Origin of the sequence: Paludisphaera soli (assembly GCF_011064595.1) — a bacterium.
GTDB lineage: Bacteria > Planctomycetota > Planctomycetia > Isosphaerales > Isosphaeraceae > Paludisphaera > Paludisphaera soli.
The window spans coordinates 19,920-37,709 of sequence record NZ_JAALJI010000013.1 but is presented as its reverse complement, the minus strand read 5'-3'; the positions used below and the strand labels follow the sequence as shown (position 1 = coordinate 37,709).

The 17,790-nt window shown below is 69.3% G+C and carries 15 protein-coding genes; 8 read left to right on the top strand and 7 right to left on the bottom strand.

Features of this window, described 5'->3' with window-relative positions:
• Window positions 1-50: 50 nt before the first annotated feature.
• The 5 genes from G6O68_RS17065 to G6O68_RS17045 form a co-directional block, all read right to left on the bottom strand.
• On the bottom strand, window positions 51-2,069 hold the full coding sequence (locus G6O68_RS17065) for a M13 family metallopeptidase (RefSeq protein WP_165249960.1): 2,019 nt from the start codon (window positions 2,067-2,069) through the stop codon (window positions 51-53).
• Between the two features lie 256 nt (window positions 2,070-2,325).
• Entirely contained in the window at window positions 2,326-2,619 is a 294-nt protein-coding gene (locus G6O68_RS17060; protein WP_165249839.1) for a hypothetical protein, read from the bottom strand.
• A gap of 615 nt (window positions 2,620-3,234) precedes the next feature.
• Window positions 3,235-4,125 carry a ThuA domain-containing protein gene (locus tag G6O68_RS17055; protein WP_165249838.1) on the bottom strand — a complete coding sequence of 297 codons (891 nt, stop codon included), beginning with the start codon at window positions 4,123-4,125 and terminating at the stop codon, window positions 3,235-3,237.
• Between the two features lie 155 nt (window positions 4,126-4,280).
• Window positions 4,281-5,552: a Gfo/Idh/MocA family oxidoreductase gene (locus G6O68_RS17050; RefSeq protein ID WP_165249837.1), complete on the bottom strand. Its 1,272-nt coding sequence runs from the start codon at window positions 5,550-5,552 to the stop codon at window positions 4,281-4,283.
• A gap of 136 nt (window positions 5,553-5,688) precedes the next feature.
• Complete coding sequence (locus tag G6O68_RS17045) at window positions 5,689-6,741, bottom strand: formylglycine-generating enzyme family protein (protein WP_240911361.1); 1,053 nt, start codon at window positions 6,739-6,741, stop codon at window positions 5,689-5,691.
• A 190-nt stretch (window positions 6,742-6,931) separates the two neighbouring features.
• Between G6O68_RS17045 and G6O68_RS17040 the strand changes: the two genes are divergently transcribed.
• Window positions 6,932-7,861 (top strand): FAD:protein FMN transferase, encoded by a 930-nt coding sequence (locus G6O68_RS17040; protein WP_240911359.1) that lies wholly within the window; start codon window positions 6,932-6,934, stop codon window positions 7,859-7,861.
• Here the strand turns inward: G6O68_RS17040 and mscL are convergent.
• Window positions 7,821-8,270, bottom strand: coding sequence for a large conductance mechanosensitive channel protein MscL (gene mscL / locus G6O68_RS17035; RefSeq protein WP_206108117.1), 450 nt, complete (start codon window positions 8,268-8,270; stop codon window positions 7,821-7,823). The two genes, G6O68_RS17040 and mscL, sit on opposite strands and share 41 nt — an antisense overlap.
• Before the next feature lie 88 nt (window positions 8,271-8,358).
• Window positions 8,359-9,651 (bottom strand): citrate synthase, encoded by a 1,293-nt coding sequence (locus G6O68_RS17030; protein ID WP_165249834.1) that lies wholly within the window; start codon window positions 9,649-9,651, stop codon window positions 8,359-8,361.
• A 348-nt stretch (window positions 9,652-9,999) separates the two neighbouring features.
• Between G6O68_RS17030 and argB the strand changes: the two genes are divergently transcribed.
• The 7 genes from argB (at window position 10,000) to rdgB (ending at window position 17,733) form a co-directional block, all read left to right on the top strand.
• Window positions 10,000-10,884, top strand: coding sequence for an acetylglutamate kinase (argB, locus tag G6O68_RS17025; RefSeq protein ID WP_165249958.1), 885 nt, complete (start codon window positions 10,000-10,002; stop codon window positions 10,882-10,884).
• A 106-nt stretch (window positions 10,885-10,990) separates the two neighbouring features.
• Window positions 10,991-12,205 (top strand): aspartate aminotransferase family protein, encoded by a 1,215-nt coding sequence (locus G6O68_RS17020; protein WP_165249833.1) that lies wholly within the window; start codon window positions 10,991-10,993, stop codon window positions 12,203-12,205.
• Window positions 12,163-13,245 carry an ornithine carbamoyltransferase gene (argF, locus tag G6O68_RS17015; RefSeq protein ID WP_240911355.1) on the top strand — a complete coding sequence of 361 codons (1,083 nt, stop codon included), beginning with the start codon at window positions 12,163-12,165 and terminating at the stop codon, window positions 13,243-13,245. The genes G6O68_RS17020 and argF overlap by 43 nt, the downstream gene beginning before the upstream one ends.
• Before the next feature lie 11 nt (window positions 13,246-13,256).
• A complete protein-coding gene (gene rph / locus G6O68_RS17010) occupies window positions 13,257-13,961 on the top strand; it encodes a ribonuclease PH (protein WP_165249832.1) in 705 nt (234 codons plus the stop codon).
• Window positions 13,962-14,069: 108 nt separating this feature from the next.
• The gene (locus G6O68_RS17005; protein WP_165249831.1) at window positions 14,070-15,494 is read left to right on the top strand and encodes a neutral/alkaline non-lysosomal ceramidase N-terminal domain-containing protein; all 1,425 of its coding nucleotides are present in this window, start codon (window positions 14,070-14,072) and stop codon (window positions 15,492-15,494) included.
• Window positions 15,495-15,833: 339 nt separating this feature from the next.
• The gene (locus G6O68_RS17000; protein ID WP_165249830.1) at window positions 15,834-16,916 is read left to right on the top strand and encodes a hypothetical protein; all 1,083 of its coding nucleotides are present in this window, start codon (window positions 15,834-15,836) and stop codon (window positions 16,914-16,916) included.
• Between the two features lie 160 nt (window positions 16,917-17,076).
• Window positions 17,077-17,733: an RdgB/HAM1 family non-canonical purine NTP pyrophosphatase gene (gene rdgB / locus G6O68_RS16995; protein ID WP_165249829.1), complete on the top strand. Its 657-nt coding sequence runs from the start codon at window positions 17,077-17,079 to the stop codon at window positions 17,731-17,733.
• Window positions 17,734-17,790 lie beyond the last annotated feature (57 nt).

Below are 17,790 nucleotides of genomic sequence, written 5' to 3'. Positions count from 1 at the left end.
GTCCCCGCGACCGGGGGCGGGCGGCGCGGGCCGCCCGCCCCCGCGGTCGATCACCAGATGCGGACGCGCTCGACCTCGGGGAGCCAGAGCTTGTCCCCTTCCTTGACGCCGAAGGCCTCGTAGAACTCGGGGAGGTTCCGGAGCACGCCATTGCAGCGGAACTCGGACGGCGAATGCGGGTCGACGGCCAGCCGCCGCGACAGCTCGGCGTCGCGGATCTTGCCGCGCCAGGCCTGCGCCCAGCCGAGGAAGAACCGCTGGTCGCCCGTCAGGCCGTCGATCACCGGCGCCTCCTTGCCCCCCAACGATCGCTTGTAAGCCTTGTAGGCGATCGTGAGGCCGCCGAGGTCGCCGATGTTCTCGCCGATCGTGAGCGCGCCGTTCACTTTCTGGCCGGGGAGCTGGAGCGGTTCGAAGCCGTCGTACTGCTCGATCAGCTTCTTGGCGCGGGCCTCGAACTCCTTGCGGTCGGCGTCGGTCCACCAGTTGACGAGGTTGCCGTCGCCGTCGGACTTCGACCCCTGGTCGTCGAAGCCGTGGCCGATCTCGTGACCGATCACCGCGCCGATGGCCCCGTAATTCACCGCGTCGTCGGCCTGGAGGTCGAAGAACGGCGGCTGGAGGATGGCGGCGGGGAAGACGATCTCGTTGAGCGTCGAGTTGTAGTAGGCGTTGACCGTGTGCGGGGTCATCCCCCACTCGTCCCGGTCGATCGGCCCGCCGAGCTTGGCGAACTCGCGGTCGTTCTCGAAGGCGTCGGCGCGGCGCACGTTCCCCAGCAGGTCGTCGGCCTTGATCTCCAGCTTGGAGTAGTCGCGCCACTTGTCCGGGTAGCCGATCTTGGGCGTGAACTTGGCGAGCTTGTCCAGGGCCTTCGCCCGGGTCTCGGGGCTCATCCAGTCCAGGTCGGAGATGTTCGCGCGGTAGGCGGCGGTCAGGTTGTCCACCAGCACCTTCATGCGGGTCTTGGCGTCGGGCGGGAAGTGCCGCTCGACGTAGAGCTTGCCGACCGCCTCGCCCATCGCGCCCGAGACCAAAGCCACGCCGCGCTTCCAACGGGGGCGAAGCTCCGGCGTCCCCGAGAGGGTGCGGCCGAAGAACGCGAAGTCCTCGTCGACGAACGGCTTGCTCAGGTACTCCGCCGCGTCGTGGATCAGCCGCCAGCGGACCCAGGTCTTCCAGTCGTCGAGCGGGACCTCGTCGACGAGCTTGGACGCGGCCTCGAAGAAGTCGGGCTGGGCGACCACGACCTCGTCGATCTTGGGCGCGCCAAGATTCTCCAGCCAGGTCTTCCAGTCGATCGCGGGGGCGAGCTTCTCGACCTCGGCGAGGGTCTTCTTGTTGTAGGTGAGCGTGCGGTCCCGGCGCTTGACGCGGTCCCAGTGGTGCTTGGCGACGGCCGTCTCCAGCTCCAGGACGCGGGCGGCCTTCGCCTTGGCGTCCTCGATCCCGGCGAGCGTCAGCATCTTCTCGACGTGGGCGACGAACTGGTCGCGGATCTCCTTGTACTTCTCCTCGCGATAGTACGACTCGTCCGGGAGGCTGATCCCCCCCTGCCCCATGTAGACGACGTACTGGTCCGACTTCTTCGCGTCCACGCCGACCCCCGCGCCGAAGAGGCCGCCGGCCGCACCCTGACGCTGGAGCGAGCCCAGCAGCGCGACGAGGGCCTTCTTGTCGGCCAGGGCGTCGACCCTGGCGAGGTCGTCGGCCAGGGGCTTCAGGCCCAGCTCGTCGACGCGGGCCTCGTCCAGGAAGCTCTTGTACAGGTCGCCGACCTTGCGGGCCTCGGAGCCCTCGGGCGCGTCGGACTTCCCGGCTTCTTCGATGATGGCGCGGATGGCCGCGTCGCTCTCGTCGATGAGCTGGTCGAAGGTCCCCCAGCGCGACTTGTCGGCGGGGATCTCGGTCTTCTGCATCCAGCCGCCGTTCACATAGCGGAAGAAGTCGTCCTGGGGCCGGACCGACTTGTCGAAGCCGGATGGGTCGACGCCCGATCGTGTCGAGGCTGGCGCGGGGGCCGGGTCGTCGCCTCGGGCCGCGGGGGCGGCGACGAGCGCGAGGGCCAGCGCGTAACGGAATGCTGACGGTTGGATCACGCCGATGTTCCTTCCCTGATGGGCCGAGGTGATGAATGACAGGCGCCCGCGCCCCGAGAGAGGTCAGGCCCGGGACGCCGCCGGAGCCTCCAGGTTCGAAGATCCCCGGGGGGAAATCAAGGCGTCTCGCGGCGAATGAATCCCTTGCGCCCGGCACCCGAGGCGAGCTCCCCGGGGAACGACATCGCGCTGCCGAGAGGTGGCCGAGGCTTTCTCGATCGCGCCGTCAGGCGTTGCGCCTCCAGGCTTCCCTGACGCCTTCGTATTCGAACTCGGCCTGACTTATGGCCTCGTCGACCGTGCGATGCCATGTGTCTGTGACGCAGTGCCAGGCGGCGTCGCACCCAAGCAGATAGCAGCCCGCTTCCTCCCCGTATTGGCAGATCGCGAGCCCGGCCGCCGGTCCCTGGGCGACGCCCGCCACCTCCTGGCGGCAGTTGCCGGTGTGCCGGCACCGTTGGTCGATCAACGCGAACAGCACGACCTTCGCTCCATCGATGGATTCAGGAGCGTCGTTCACGAGGGACCTCCGCGAACGATCCACTTTCCTGGGTGCCAGGGCCTTTGCCGCAGCAAGAGCTGCATCGGAACGATGTCCTTCCTCGCCGATGCGACCCGGGAGAGGCGGTAGCTGGTCGATTCGGAGATCGGACCGAACCGCGACCGAACCGGCGAAGCGAGGATTGTCCCGTCGTGACTCCGACGGCCCTCCAGCTGGCCCCACCTCCGGCCCTGCGGGCGACCTTCCCAAGCGAGGGGGGAAGGGGCTGGCAACGAAGAGGATCGCTGCATCATCTGTCAAAGTCGTCGACGGGATCTTCTCCGCTCTCCTCGAACTGGGACCATTCTCATCCTGGGGGATGCCGCGCGACGTTCGATCGCGAGCTTCATCCCCCCCTGGTCATGCGATCCACCCTGCAGCTCCCGTGCCCGCGGAACATCCATGAAGCGCGCCGAACGAACCCAATCATCTGACCCAAAAATGACCGATAACCCCATGACACCAATATCTTTACGTCGATCGGGTTCGTTTTCGGCCCGCGCGAACGAACCCAATCTCGGCGACGGGCGATTCTTGGGTGTCGGGGAGGGGCGGATCCCTCCCCTGTTGAGAATTCCGGGATCGAGACGCGGGTCACTTCTTGGGGTCGAGGTTCTGCTTCAGCTCCTCGGGGGAGACCTCGGAGGCCACGCCTTCGGCGGGGACGTCGAGGCCGGCGGTCCAGAGGATGGCGTTGAGGTTGAGCCTGCGGAAGTCCGGGTCGCCCCAGTTGGCGTGCGCATGGCCGCCGGTGAAGCCGTAGCCCCGGCCGCCGTCGGGCCGCTCGACGACCCAGGCGAGGACCTCGGGACGGCCCTTGGCCTCCTGGATGTGCTTGTAGGGGCCGGGGGGCGAGCTGTGCGAGGTGTCGCGGGTCGCGTCGTCGGGCTTGGCGACGAGGATCGGGGTGATCCCCTTCATCTCAGGGCGAAAGCGGATGTTATAGTACCACTCGTCCTTCACGGCGAAAGGCTTCACGCCCCGGGTGATCGGGTGGTCGGGGAGGCTTTCGATGGCGGCGGTCCAGTGGGGGTTGGTCGAGAAGTAGGTCTCGTAGTAGCCGCCGATCCAGTCCTGGAACTTCGCGCCCGGCTCGCCCTTGGGGACCTCGACGCCGTAGTGCATGAAGCCCAGGCCGACGCCCTTGTCGGCGAGCTTCTGGAGCTTCTCCGCGTGGTCGCCCTGGATGGCCGGATGGCCGGAGCCGCCGTCCATGTAGAAGATGAGGGCCTTCGCGCCGTCGAAGACGGACTCGTCCTCGGGCCAGCCGCCGGCGACGACGACGGGCTGGACGCCCGGGACCTGGGCGAGGCACTTGGCGAGCAGCTTGCAGCCGGCGTTGAACTCATGGTCGCCGGGCCCGTGGCTGGGCCGGCCGGCGATCAGGACGATCTTGGCCGGGTCGGCGGCCGAGGCCGGGGTGGAGGCGGCGAGCGTCGCCGCGAGCAGGCCGGCCGCGAGGCCGACGAGTCGATTCCGCGTCATGGTGCGTCCTCTGCTGGGGTGGGTCGTCGGGGTGGGAGGGCCGGCCGGATGCGGCGAGGGGGCGGGACGCCGGGAGGAAGTCCTCGCGGCCTCCCGCCCCCCTCGGCGGTCGGGTCGTCGATCGGGCCGGGGCGGCGGGAGCCGCCCGGCGTGGTTCAGATCAGCTCGGTCGTGCCGGGGCGGGGGAACGGGGGCTCGGCGAGGCTCCCCTTCAGGTCGAGCGACTGGGGGAAGGTGTCGAGCTTGGACTCGAGGGCCTGCTCCCAGGTCACGGCCTTGCCGGTGTAGGCCGACATCCGACCCATGATCGCCGTCAGCGTGCTCTCGGCGACCTGCTTCAGCTCGTTGAGCGGCTGGCCGGCGACGATGCTCTCCAGCAGGTGGGTGTGCTCGTGGACGTAGGCGTTGCCGTCCTGCACGCGAACCCGCTCCTTCTTCTCGCCGGTGAACCGGTAGCCGTTGCTGTGGAACCGGCCCTTGCTGCCGACGATCGTCTCGGAGACGTTGTTCTCGCAGTCGGGTATCTGGCGGCACATCGACATGACGTGCACCTCGTTCGGGTACTCGTAGTCGACGGCGAAGTGGTCGTAGCTCTGGCCCAGCTCGGGGCCGGCCTCCATCTGGCGGCCCCCCATGCCGACGGCGCGGACGGGGTGGGCGCCGATGGCCCAGTTGGCCACGTCCAGGTTGTGGACGTGCTGCTCGACGATGTGGTCGCCGCAGAGCCAGAGGTAGTGGTACCAGTTGCGGAGCTGGTACTCGACGTCGGTCCAGGACTCCTGGCGCTTGCGGGCCCAGATCGCGCCCTGGTTCCAGTAGACCTGGCCCCCCGTCACCTCGCCGATGGCGCCCTCGTGGATCCGCTTCAGGCTTTCCAGGTAGCCGGGCTGGTGCCGGCGCTGGGTGCCGACGACGACGGCCAGCTTCTTGGCCTTGGCCTCCTCGGCGGCGGCCATGACCTTGCGGATGCCGGTGCCGTCGACCGCGACGGGCTTCTCGGCGAAGAGGTGCTTGCCGGCCTTGACGACGGCCTCGATGTGCTGGGGGCGGAAGCCCGGGGGCGTGGCCAGGATGACCAGGTCGCAGCACTCGATGACCTGCTTGTAGGCGTCGAGGCCGGTGAAGCAGCGGTCGTCGGCGACGTCGTACTTGTCCTTCGAGGCCGGGCTGTTCTTGACGCTCTCGCGGCAGTTCTTGAGGTTGTCCTCGAAGACGTCGCCGAGGGCGTGGATCTTGATGTTGTAGGTGGTGCCGGCGGCCTCGCAGATGTTGTCCGCCGCGCCGGTGCCGCGGCCGCCGCAGCCGACGACGCCGACCTTGATGACGTCGTTGCCGCGGGCGTGGGCGTTGGCGTTGCTCAGGAAGCCGAGGCCGGCGGCGGCCGCGGAGGAGGTCTTCAGGAACGTGCGACGACTGGGATCGGTCATGACTCGGCGACTCCCGGGAAAGGGGAAGGCGGGACGCTCCCGGCCTCACGCGGCCGGGGGGCACGTCGCCGCCCCGGACAGGGGACGTTTCCGTGCGAGGCTCACTGCGGATCCGATCGGGGCCGCAAGGCGGGGCTCAGCGCGTCCCCTTCCCCTTGACCACGAGGGACTTCATGCCTTTGAGGGACTCTTGCTCGGCCAGCGGGCGGACGATCCGGAAGCCGACGAACGTCGCGTCGGTGTGCCACCAGATGCTCTGCGGCCGCTGCGGGTCCTGGACGCTCCATTCAAGGTCCGAGCCCCGACGCGCGGCGCTGCGAAGCTTGTCCGCGTCGTCGTCCCACGAGCCGCCGCGGACCACGTACGAATACTCCTTGGCGGTGGGGGCGTTGAACGGCCCCGGGGTCGGCTTGTCGCCGGCGAACTGCTTGTAGAAGTCGGGCTCGTAGTGGTCCAGGCACCACTCGGCCACGTTGCCGTGGATGTCGAACAGGCCCCAGGGGTTGGGCTTCTTCTTGCCGATCGGCATGGGCTTCTCGGCGTTCTCGACGTACCAGGCGTATTCCTCGAGCTTCTCCGGGTCGTCGCCGAAGAAGTACGGCGTCTTCGTGCCGGCTCGGCAGGCGTACTCCCACTCGGCCTCGGTCGGCAGGCGGTAGAGCTGGCCGGTCTTCTCGGAGAGCCAACGGCAGTATTCCATGGCCGAGTGGTGGGTGATGCAGATGGCCGGCTGGTTGCGGTGGCCGTATCCGAAGGTCATGTCGGCGTAGGGGGGCGTGGGCCGGGTCACGGCGTCGGCCTTCATCTCGGTCTCGGCCTGGTTCTTCAGGTCGACGCCGTCGCGGGCCTTCTTCTTGAGGTCGAGCGAGAAGCAGAAGAGGTCGTACTCGTCCCAGGTGACCTCGTGGGTCCCCATCCAGAACGGGGCGATCGAGACGGGGTGCTGCGGCCCTTCGTCCTCGCCGCGGTCGGCCTCGTCCTCGGGGCTGCCCATCACGAACTGGCCGCCGGGGATCGGGACCAGGTCGAACTTCACCTCGGTCCCGGGGATCTCCTGCGTGTAGGGCTTCATCTCCGCTTCGGTCTTCGGGGCGGGCGCCTGGGCCGCGGCCGGTCGCGCCGAACATCCCAGGGCGAGGGCCAGGGCCAGGGCGACGGCGCGGGTCGGGGCATGCGTCGAGCGGCTCACTTTTGATATGCTCCAGCAGGTCGAGTTCCGACCGAGACGCGCGCTCGGACGGCGAATGAGGATCGTCAGGGGAGGTACCGTGGCTCCATCACCCATGAGCGTTCGCCTGAGCGCTTGGTTCTTGGTGTCGACACTCGTCGGTTCGGTTTCGGCGGGCGAGCTCGCGCGTTTCGAATTCGTCGAGACGCACATGGGAAGCTCGTTCAAGATACTCTTATACTCCACCGGCGAAACCGAAGCCAGACGCGCCTCCCGGGCCGCCTTCGATCGGATCGCCGCGCTCGACGCGGTCCTCAGCGACTACGACCCCGAGAGCGAGCTTTCCCGGCTCTCGGCCGCCGCCGGGGGCCCCCCGGTCGCGGTGGGGCCCGACCTGTTCGACGTCCTGGAGAAATCCAGATATTGGTACGACAAGACCGGAGGATGGCTCGATCCGACCATCGCCCCGGTCGGCCGGCTCTGGCGGCGCGCCCGCCGCGATCGCAAGCTCCCCGACGCCGAGAAGCTCGAGGAGGCGCTGGCGCTCGTCGGCATGGACAAGCTCGTCCTGGACCCGAAGGCGCGGACCGTCCGGTTGACGAGGCCCGGCATGAAGCTGGACGTCGGCGGCACGGCGAAGGGCTACGCCGCGCAGGCGGCGATCGACGTCCTCCGCGCGCGGGGCGTCGACCGGGCGCTCGTCGCCGGCGCGGGGGACATCGTGGTCTCGGGCCCGCCGCCGGACGCCGAAGGGTGGACGATCGGCGTGGCGACCCTCGAACCGTCGAAGACCGAGCCCGAGATCTACCTCTCGCTCAAGGACGCGGCCGTCTCGACCTCGGGCGACGCGGAGCGGTTCGTCGCCATCGACGGCCGCCGCTATTCCCACATCATCAACCCCAGGACCGGCCGGGCGATCGAGGATCGGGCGAGCGTCACCGTCGTGGCACCGGACGGCGAGGCCGCCGACGTCCTGGAGACCGCGGCCTACATGCTCGGCCCCGAGAAGGGGCTGGAGCTGATCGACTCCATCCCCGGCGCCGCCGGCGTCTTCACCCGCGAGACGCCCGAGGGGATCAGGCGTTACGAGTCGTCCCGGTTCAAGGACGTGCCCCGGGCCCTACCTCGCCCTGCGCCCTGAGGAGATCGCGGATCTCGGCCAGGAGGGCCTCCTCCCGGCTCGGCGCCGGCGGCCTGGCCTCTTCATCCTTGCGAGTCTTCGTCAGCCAGCCCAGGAACTTGACGACGAAGAAGAAGAGGGCCGCGGCCACGATCAGGAAGTTGACGACCTCAGCGAGGAATTGGCCGTAGGGGACCTGCTGGCCGCGAAGGGTCCAGGCCCAGTCCTGATATCTCTGCTGGGACGGCAGGACGACGCTGAGCAGGGGCATGATGAGGCTCTTCACCAGCGAGTCCACGATCTTGCCGAAGGCCCCGCCGATGATCACGCCGACCGCCAGGTCGATTACGTTCCCCTTGAAGGCGAACTTCTTGAACTCGTCGATCAACGACCAGGCCTTCTGCGTCGGGTCGAGGCCCGAGATAGCCATGTCATGTCCTCCGGAGCCGGGGTGAAGAATCCGCCGGACTCCGGGAGCACACGACGTGCCGGCCCTTCGGGCCGTGCGACGGCGGTGGTCAGCCGCGCTTGCCGACGGGCACGTAGTCGGTCACCGTGGGGCCGGTGTAGATCTGGCGAGGGCGGGCGATGCGAGCCTTGGGCTCGTCGTGCTGTTCCTTCCACTGGGCGATCCAGCCGGGCATGCGGCCGATGGCGAAGATCACCGTGAACATGTTGGTGGGGATGCCGATCGCCCGCATGATGATGCCGCTGTAGAAGTCGACGTTCGGGTAGAGCTTGCGCTCGACGAAGTACGGGTCTTCGAGGGCCATCTCTTCGAGCTGGCGGGCGACGTCGAGCAGCGGGTCCTTGACGCCGAGCTGGCCGAGGACCTTGTCGGCCGCCTGCTTGAGGATTTTGGCGCGGGGGTCGAAGTTCTTGTAGACCCGGTGGCCGAAGCCCATCAGCCGGAAGTCGTCGTTGGGGTCCTTGGCCATCTTGATGGCCTCGGCGGCGCTGATGCCCCCCTTGTGGATCTTCTCGAGCATCTCCAGGACGGCCATGTTGGCCCCGCCGTGGAGCGGCCCCCACAGGGCGCCGACGGCCGCGGCGCACGAGGCGTAGATGTTCGCCTGGCTGGAGCCGACGATCCGGACTGTCGAGGTGCTGCAGTTCTGCTCGTGGTCGGCGTGCAGCAGCAGGATGAGGTTGAACGCCTCCACCACCTCGGGCGCGGCGATGTGCTGCTCGTAGGGCATCGAGAACATCATGTGCAGGAAGTTCGCGACGTACGGCAGCTTGAAGTCGGGGTAGACGAAGGGGAGGCCCATCGCCCGCCTGTAGGAGTAGGCGGCGATGGTGCGTACCTTGCTGATGAGCTGGGAGGCGTCCTCGAGGAACCGCTCCTCGGGGCTCTCGTCTTCCGCGCCCTTGCGGGGGAAGCAGGCGATCGTGTTGACCATCGCCGAGAGGATCGCCATCGGCGGCGCGTCGACCAGGAAGCCTTCGAAGTGGTGCTTGAAGGCCTCGTGGAGCGGGGCGTTGCGGATCAGCCGCTCGCGGAAGTCGTCGAGTTCGGCCTGCCGGGGGAGCCGGCCGAAGATCAAGAGCCAGGCGACTTCGACGAACGTCGATTCCTTGGCGAGCTGCTCGATGGGAATGCCGCGGTAGCGGAGCACCCCCTTCTCGCCGTCGATGAAGGTGATCGCGCTGGTGCAGGCGCCGGTGTTGCCATACCCGGGGTCGAGGGTGATCAGGCCGGTCTCGGACCGGAGCTTCGCAATATCCAGCCCCAGCTCGCCCTCGGAACCTTCCACGACCGGAAGCTGAATCGACCGGTCATTGAACGTCAAGGTCGCAGTCCGCGCCATCGCCTCACACTCCACGCAGTCAAGCCTGCAGGGCTTCCCGCCAAGAAGACCAGGTCGGAATCATTCGCCGAATGTTCCATTCTACACCGGCTTTTCGCCTTGGGAATGATCCGCCGCCGTCGGAAACCCTTACCGATCCGCGAGCTTCGGATCGATCGCAAAGGGCGGGCGGTTCGAAGCTTAGCGAGGAATTCGCCGGACCTCGATCGCCCTTTACATTTGAAGTGCGGTCGGGCAGAATGGCGGTTTGCTCGCGGCGCACGCGGTTTTCAAACGGGGTCGAGGTGCCGAGCCGTGTATGAAGAGGCGATCCAAAAAGCCGACGTCCTGATCGCGGCCCTGGGATACATGCGGAAATTCCACGGGCGGTTCACGGTCATCAAGGTCGGCGGCTCGGTCATGGAGGATCCGGATTCCCTGCGGGCGCTCCTGGTCGACGTGGTGTTCATGCAGACGGTGGGGATGCGGCCCGTGGTGGTCCACGGCGGCGGCAAGGCCATCACCGTGGCGATGGAGAAGGCCGGCCTCACCCCGCGCTGGGTCAAGGGCCGCCGCTACACCGACGACGCGACGCTCGAGATCGTCGCCCGGGTGCTCGCCGAGGAGATCAACGCCGACATCGTGCGGCACATCAACAAGTTCGGCGGCCGGGCGTCGGGCCTGCACCACAAGACCCACCAGTGCCTCTACGGCCGCCGCCTGGCGATGCCCGGCGACGACGGCGAGGCGGCCGACCTGGGCCGGGTCGGCGAGGTCGTCGAGGTCGACGCCACCCCCATCGAGAACCTCTGCCTGGCCGGCGTGGTCCCCGTGCTCCCCTCGCTGGCCGAGGACGACGACGACGAGGCGATGCTCCTGAACGTCAACGCCGATACGGCCGCCGCCGCCGTCGCCCAGGCCCTCCACGCCGACAAGCTCGTCTTCCTGACCGACACCCCCGGCATCCTCCGCGACCGCGACGAACCCTCCAGCCTCATCCGCGGTCTGAACCCGGACGAGTGCCGCGAGCTGATCCGTGAGGGGGTGATCGACAAGGGGATGATCCCCAAGGTCGAGGCCTGCCTGACCAGCCTGGAGGCGGGCGTCCGCAAGACGCACATCATCGACGGCCGGCTCCGGCACTCCCTGCTGCTCGAGATCTTCACCGAGAGCGGCGTGGGGACCGAGATCGCCCGCGACGAGCACACCGACCGGGCCTCGCCCCCGGGCCGCCGCCCCGTCCTGGTCCGCTGAACGGACCCGGCCCCGTCCCCGAATCGACCCCCTCGACGTCCTGACGCCGCACGAAGCTGGCGGGACGCGTCCCCGATCGGTCGCGCCCCTCCCGGAGCCCCCGCCCTTGGCACACGCACACTCCACGCACCCGACCTCGCAGGAGACCATCGCCGAGTTCGACCGCTACGTCGTGCCGAACTATCGACGCTACCCGGTCTCGCTCGTCCGCGGCGAGAACTCCTGGATCTGGGACGCGGAAGGCCGTCGCTATCTGGACTTCTTCCCCGGCTGGGGTTGCAACCTCCTCGGCCACTGCCCGCCCAGGGTGGTCGAGGCCGTGCGCGATCAGGTCGGCCGGCTGATCCACGTTCCGAATACGTGGTACATGGAGGCCCAGGGGGAGTTCGCCCGCGCGCTCTCCGGGCGCAGCTTCGGCGGCCAGTGCTTCTTCTGCAACAGCGGGGCCGAGGCCAACGAGGCGGCCATCAAGCTGGCCCGCGCCTACGGCCACTCCCGAGGCAAGTCCAAGATCCTGACGATGGAGGGGGGCTTCCACGGCCGGACCTTCGCCGCGCTGACCGCCACCGCCCAGCCCAAGTACCACGAAGGACTGGGGCCGATGTTGCCGGGCTTCGTCTACACCAAGTACGACGACCTAGAGGCGGTCGCCGCCGCGATCGACGACGAGACCGCGGCCGTGATGCTGGAGCCGATCCAGGGCGAGGGGGGCGTCCGGATCCCCTCGGCCGGCTTCCTGCCGGGCCTCCGCAAGCTCTGCGACCGCCACGGGGCGTTGCTGATCCTCGACGAGGTCCAGACCGGCATGGGCCGGACGGGGACCTGGTTCGCCTACCAGCATTCGGACGTCGTGCCGGACGTGCTCACCTGCGCCAAGGCCCTGGCGGGGGGGATCGCGGCCGGGGTGATGATCGCCAAGCCCGAGGTGGCGGCGGTCCTCAAGCCCGGCATGCACGCCTCGACCTTCGGAGGCAACCCGATCGCCTGCCGAGCCGGGCTGGCGACCGTCGAGACGATCGACGACGAGGGGCTTCTGGAGCGCGGCCTGGCGATCGGCGAACGATTCCGGGGCCAGTTCCAGGCGCTCCAGGGCGAGCTGCCGGAGAAGATCCGGGAGATCCGGATCCAGGGCGTGATGATCGGCCTGGACCTCACGTTCGACGCCTCAGACGTGGTGGCCCGCTGCCTCGATCGCCGGCTCCTGATCAACGCGACCCACGGCCACGTCGTCCGGCTGCTGCCGGCCCTGACCATCAGCGACGAACAGATCGACCAGGGTTGCGCGATCCTGGCCGACGTCTTGCGGGAGGCAGTGATCTGAAAAGCTCCAAGAATCGCCGCGGGGCCAAGGTCGCGGCCGCGCCCGCCCCCCAGGGGGTCGCGGCCGCCCGACCGTCCCAGGTCGACGGCCGTCCCGGACCTCGACACTTCCTCGACCTCCGGGGGATCGACGCCGACCGCGCCCGCACCCTGCTCGACCGCGCCGTCGCCTTGAAGGAAGGGCCGCCCGAGCCGGGCCGCACCCCCCCCCTGCTCGGCAAGACGCTCGGGCTGGTCTTCGAGAAGCCGTCGCTTCGCACCCGCGTCAGCTTCGAGGCCGCGTTCACGCGGCTGGGAGGAAGCTCGATCTTCCTCCGGGGCAAGGACGTGGGCATGGGCGTGCGCGAGAGCGTCGCCGACTTCGCCCGGGTCATCAGCCAGTACGTCGACGCCCTGGCGGTGCGGACCTTCGCCCACTCCATGCTCGAGGAGCTGGCCGAGTACGCCACGGTGCCGGTCGTCAACGCCCTCTCCGACGACGCTCACCCCTGCCAGGCCATGGCCGACATGCTCACGCTGTTCGAGCTGAAGGGCCGCCTGGAGGGCCTCAAGCTCGGCTTCGTGGGGGACGGCAACAACGTCGCCATGTCGCTCGCCGAGGCGTCCGCCCTGCTGGGCGTCGAGTTCGTCCTGGCCTGCCCCGAGGGGTACGAGTACCCCGAAGCCTTCACCGCCGCCTTCGCGTCGCGGTTTCCCGGATCCTGCCTGCGGGTCTCCAACGACCCACGCGACGCCGCCGAGGGGTCCGACGCCGTCTACACCGACGTCTGGGCCAGCATGGGCCAGGAGCACGAGGCCGACCAGCGCCGGGAGATCTTCTCGCCGTTCCAGGTCGACGAAGAGCTGATGTCGCTGGCGAAGCCTGACGCCGTGTTCCTCCACTGCCTCCCCGCCCACCGCGGCGAGGAGGTGGCCTCCGGGGTGCTCGACGGCCCCCGCAGCCGGGTCTTCCAGCAGGCCGCCAACCGCATGTACTTCCAGATGGCCCTGCTGGAATGGCTGGTGGGCGACCGCTCGGCCGCCGACCGGCTCCGGGGCTGAGGAGCATCGCCATGACTCGCCGCGACGGACGACAGGACCACGAGATCCGCCCCGTGCGGATCACCCCCGGCTTCGCCGCCAACTGCGCCGGGAGCGTCCTCTACGCCTGCGGAGGGACGACCGTCCTCGTCACCGCGCAGCTCGCCGACTCGGTCCCCCCCTTCCTCGAAGGCAAGGGGGTGGGCTGGCTCACGGCCGAGTACGCCATGCTCCCCGGCAGCACGCCGACGAGGATCTCGCGGCGCACCGACGGCCGGGCGACCGAGATCCAGCGCCTGATCGGCCGCAGCCTGCGGGCGATCGTCGACCGCCAGGCCCTCGGCCCCTGGACGATCCACGTCGACTGCGACGTGGTCAACGCCGACGGCGGCACCCGGACGGCCGCCATCACCGGCGCCTACCTCGCCGTGGCGTTGGGTCTCCGCAACCGCTTCGGCCCGGAGCAAGCCGCGGCGGTGCTGAAGGAGTCGATCGCGGCCGTCAGCGTCGGGATCGTCGCCGGCCGGCCGATGGTCGACCTCGACTACTCCGAGGACTCCAAGGCCGAGGTCGACTGCAACGTCGTCCGCCTCGGCTCCGGCGGCCTGGTGGAAGTCCAGGGGACCGGCGAGGGGGGCGTCTACTCTCGCAAGCAGCTCGACCAGCTCCTCGACATGGCCGAGGCCGGCATCGACCAGCTCGCCCTGGCCCAGAAGGCGGCGCTCGGCGACGCCTGATCCGCCGACCGACGGAAAATCCCCAGGCGTGCCGACCTTCGACGACCTCGGCATCCCTTCATGCTCTTCGCGGAAGGCTCAAGGCGCCCTGATGGAATCGAGGAGCTGATGATGAGCGGAGTCCGTCGAGCGATCGTGATCGGGCTTTCCATGCTGGGCGTCGGCGTCTCGGCGACTCGGGACTTCGAGGACGGGGAGCCGCCGCCGTCCTGGAAGGCCGGGACGGCCACGGTCGTGATCACGCCCGAGCGGCCCCTGACCCTGCTCGGCTACACCGACCGCAAGGGGCCGTTCGAAGGGGTCGCCGACGACCTGTCGGCCCGCGCGCTGGCCCTGGAGGACGCCCAGGGCCGCCGCGCCGTGCTCGTCGCGGCCGACCTGGTCGCGTTCCAGTCCGCCATCGTTACCGACGCCGTGACGCGCCGGATCGCCGAGCGGACGGGCCTGGGCCGCGAACGGCTGATCTTCAACGCCTCGCACACCCACACCGGGCCGGTCGTCAGCCTGGATCCGAACCTGAAGCTCAACGTCGCCCACCCGGACATGACCCCCGAGCAGGCCGAGGCGACGATCGCCTACACCCGCCGGCTGCAGGATCAGCTCGTCGACCTGGTGGAGCGCGCCCTCGCCTCACTCCGACCGGCGAAGCTCTCCTGGGCGGCCGGACGCACGAAGGTCCCCACCAGCCGCCGGCTCCCGAAGTCGGGAGGGGTCGTCATGGTGCCCAACCCGGCCGCGTCGGTGGACGACGCGGTCCCCGTCCTGCGGGTCGACTCGCCGGAAGGGAAGCCCCTGGCCGTGGCCTTCGGCTGCTCCTGCCATGCCGTGGCCGCCGGCACCCGGAACGTCATCAGCGCCGACTACCCCGGCTACGCGCGACGCGTCGTCGAGGAGCGGCACCCTGGCGCGACGGCCCTGTTCCTGGCCGGTTGCGGCGGCGACGCCAATCCGGAGCCTCGCGGCACGATCGAGGCGGCCCGGAGTCACGGCGAGGCGCTGGGCGGCGAGGTCTGCCGGGTGCTCGACGGGCCGCTCGCCCCCGTCGTCGGACCGCTCCAGGTCGCCTACGCGCAGATCGATCTGCCCCTGCAACACCTGTCTCGCGAGCAGATCGAGGGCTATCGGGATCGCCCGAACTTCCAGGCGTGGCAGGCCCGCCACATGCTCGCGGTGCTGGACGCCGGCGAGCGGCTGCCTACCCGCTACACGGCGCCCGTGGCGGTCTGGCGGCTCGGCGAGAGCCTGACGCTGGCGGCGCTGCCGGGCGAGCCGGTCGCCGAATACGCGACGCTGTTGCGACAGGCCCTCGGACCGGACGGGCTCTGGATCTCCGGCTACAACAACGACTGCTTCGGCTATCTGCCGACGGCGAAGGTTGTCGCCGAGGGGGGCCACGAGGCGATCGGCGTGACCCTCTGGGCGTGGAGTCGGAACCTGGGAGCCATGGTCGGCTTCTTCGAGCCTCGCGTCCAGGACGTCGTCGTCGAAGCCGTCCGTCGGCTGGCGGACGAAACGCGGGCCGGGGTGAAGTAGCGAAGCGCCGCGGGAGGCCCCCGTCCTCGCTGCATGCGGTTCGGCATACGACCGACGGCCCGGGCGATGAGGCGGGCGACGGGCGGAAAGCCTGCCCGCCCGGGGAGGCGCCCGGCGGGGCGGACCGGCTGGGATTTCCCCTTCGATCGATCTGGGCGGTTTTGCGACCTTCTGCTAAAGTCCCGCGCGTGTTCCGCCGGTGGGCGGCTCGATCCGACGATCGGCCCCCGCCCCGCGCGGCGACCTTCGGAACCAGTTCGGAATAACGCCGGGCGCCGGCCCCCCTCGGGCTTCGACGCGTGCCGGCCGTCGATGATCCGACAAGGAAGGGGATCGTCCATGAAGAAGCCTCTTGCCACGATGGCACTCCTGGGAGCCCTGGCGGGCGGGCCCGCCTGGGCGCAGTCCCTCCCGGTCCGGGGCGGCTCGAACGCCCCCGCGGCGGACGAAGGCCCGGCGCCGGCGGCCTTCGAGCCGACCCCCGTCGACCAGCTCCACGCGCCGACGATGGACCTGCCCGACGACCCGATCGAGCCCTACCTCCTCACGAAGGAGAACGGCCCGTTCATGGTCCTCGCCAAGACCTTCCAGGGCCCCGACTCGCAGCGTCTGGCGCTGGCGCTCGTGAAGGAGCTGCGGAGCGAGTACAACCTGCCGGCCTACATCCTGCGCAACAAGGATAGGCCGGGGGGGAGCAACATCCGCGGAATCCCCCCGCAGGCCGACCCGCAGGTCGTCCAGGCCAACGTGAACGTGCCGGAGAAGATCCGGACGCTCGACCAGGCCGCCGTGCTCGTGGGCGACGAGAAGACCGAGAAGGCCGCCTCCGCCCTGCTCCACAAGGTCAAGAAGATCAACCCCAGCTGCCTGGAGAACGTCTCCTCGATCTTCCACTGGCGGAAGGGGCTCAGCAACGCCATCCGGACGACGAACCCCTACGTCGCCGCCCAGGACCTCTACCAGGTCAAGAAGGACCGGCTGATCCTCCAGATGAACTCGGGCGAACAGAGCATCGCCCACTGCCCGGGCCGCTACAGCCTTCAGATCGCCGAGTTCTCCGGCCGCTCGACCTTCGACGAAAAGGACTCGAACTTCCAGGGGAGCCTGGCGCTGCTCAAGAGTCCCCTCCGCACAGCCGCGAGCGACGCCGAGAAGATCGCCAACGTCATGCGCAAGGACAAGGACGTGGCGCAGCTCGGCCAGCCCGTCTTCGTCTACCACGACCGGACCTCCAGCAAGGTCTTCGTCGGCTCGTTCGAGTCGCCCGACGATCCCCGCGCCGGCGCCATGCGCGACGCCCTGTTGAAGCTCGCCGTGCCCCTCATGGACGGCAAGTCCCGGTCCAAGACCCTCGACACGATGATCGCGCCCGCCTCGATGCTGACCGACCTGGCGCCGATCAAGCAGAACTTCGTGAAGTGAGGTGAAATGAGCCCCGGGCGGTCGCGCCCCTTCACGGCGTCCGAAACGCCGGAGACAATGAGTCGTCGCCCCTCGCCCCGGGGGGCGGCGACTTCGCGCTTCGAAGCCGGCTCGCGGCCCCCCGGCCCGGCCTCCCGAACCCGGAACGACGATCGACACCATGAGCGTCCCCTCGCCGCCGATCCATCTCGTCCTCGGCTCCCGCAACGTCAAGAAATGCCGCGAGATGGCCGAGCTGATCACGCCGCCGTGGGAGCGTCGGCCCTGGATGGACCTCCTCCGGATCGAGTCGATCGCGGCCTATCCGGACGTCCCCGAAGTGGTCGAGGACGCCGACACGTTCGCCGGCAACGCCCGCAAGAAGGCTTCCGAGACGGCGCTCGCGCTGGGGGCTTGGGTCCTCGCCGACGATTCCGGCCTGGCGGTCGACGCGCTCGACGGCGCTCCGGGGGTCTACTCGGCGCGGTACGCGGGCGAGCCCTGCGACGACGACGCCAACTGCCGAAAGCTGCTGGAGGCCCTGGCCGCCGTTTCCGACGACCGCCGGGGCGCCGCCTTCCGCTGCGTCCTGGCCGTCTCCGACCCCGAGGGCCGCATCCGGCTCGAAGCCGAGGGGGCGGTCCGAGGCCGGATCATCCGCGAGCTTCGCGGGCCGGGGGGCTTCGGATACGACCCGATGTTCCTGATCCCGGAGTATCACCGGACGTTCGGCGAGCTGTCCTCGCTGGTGAAGCACCAGTTGAGCCACCGCTCGCGGGCCTTCGCCCACCTCCGGCCGGGCTTGGAGAAGCTCGTCCTGGAGGTTGCCGAGGGCTGAACCGAACGGCAACGCGAAAACGCCCCCCGACGGTTTCCCGTCGGGGGGCGTTCGCCG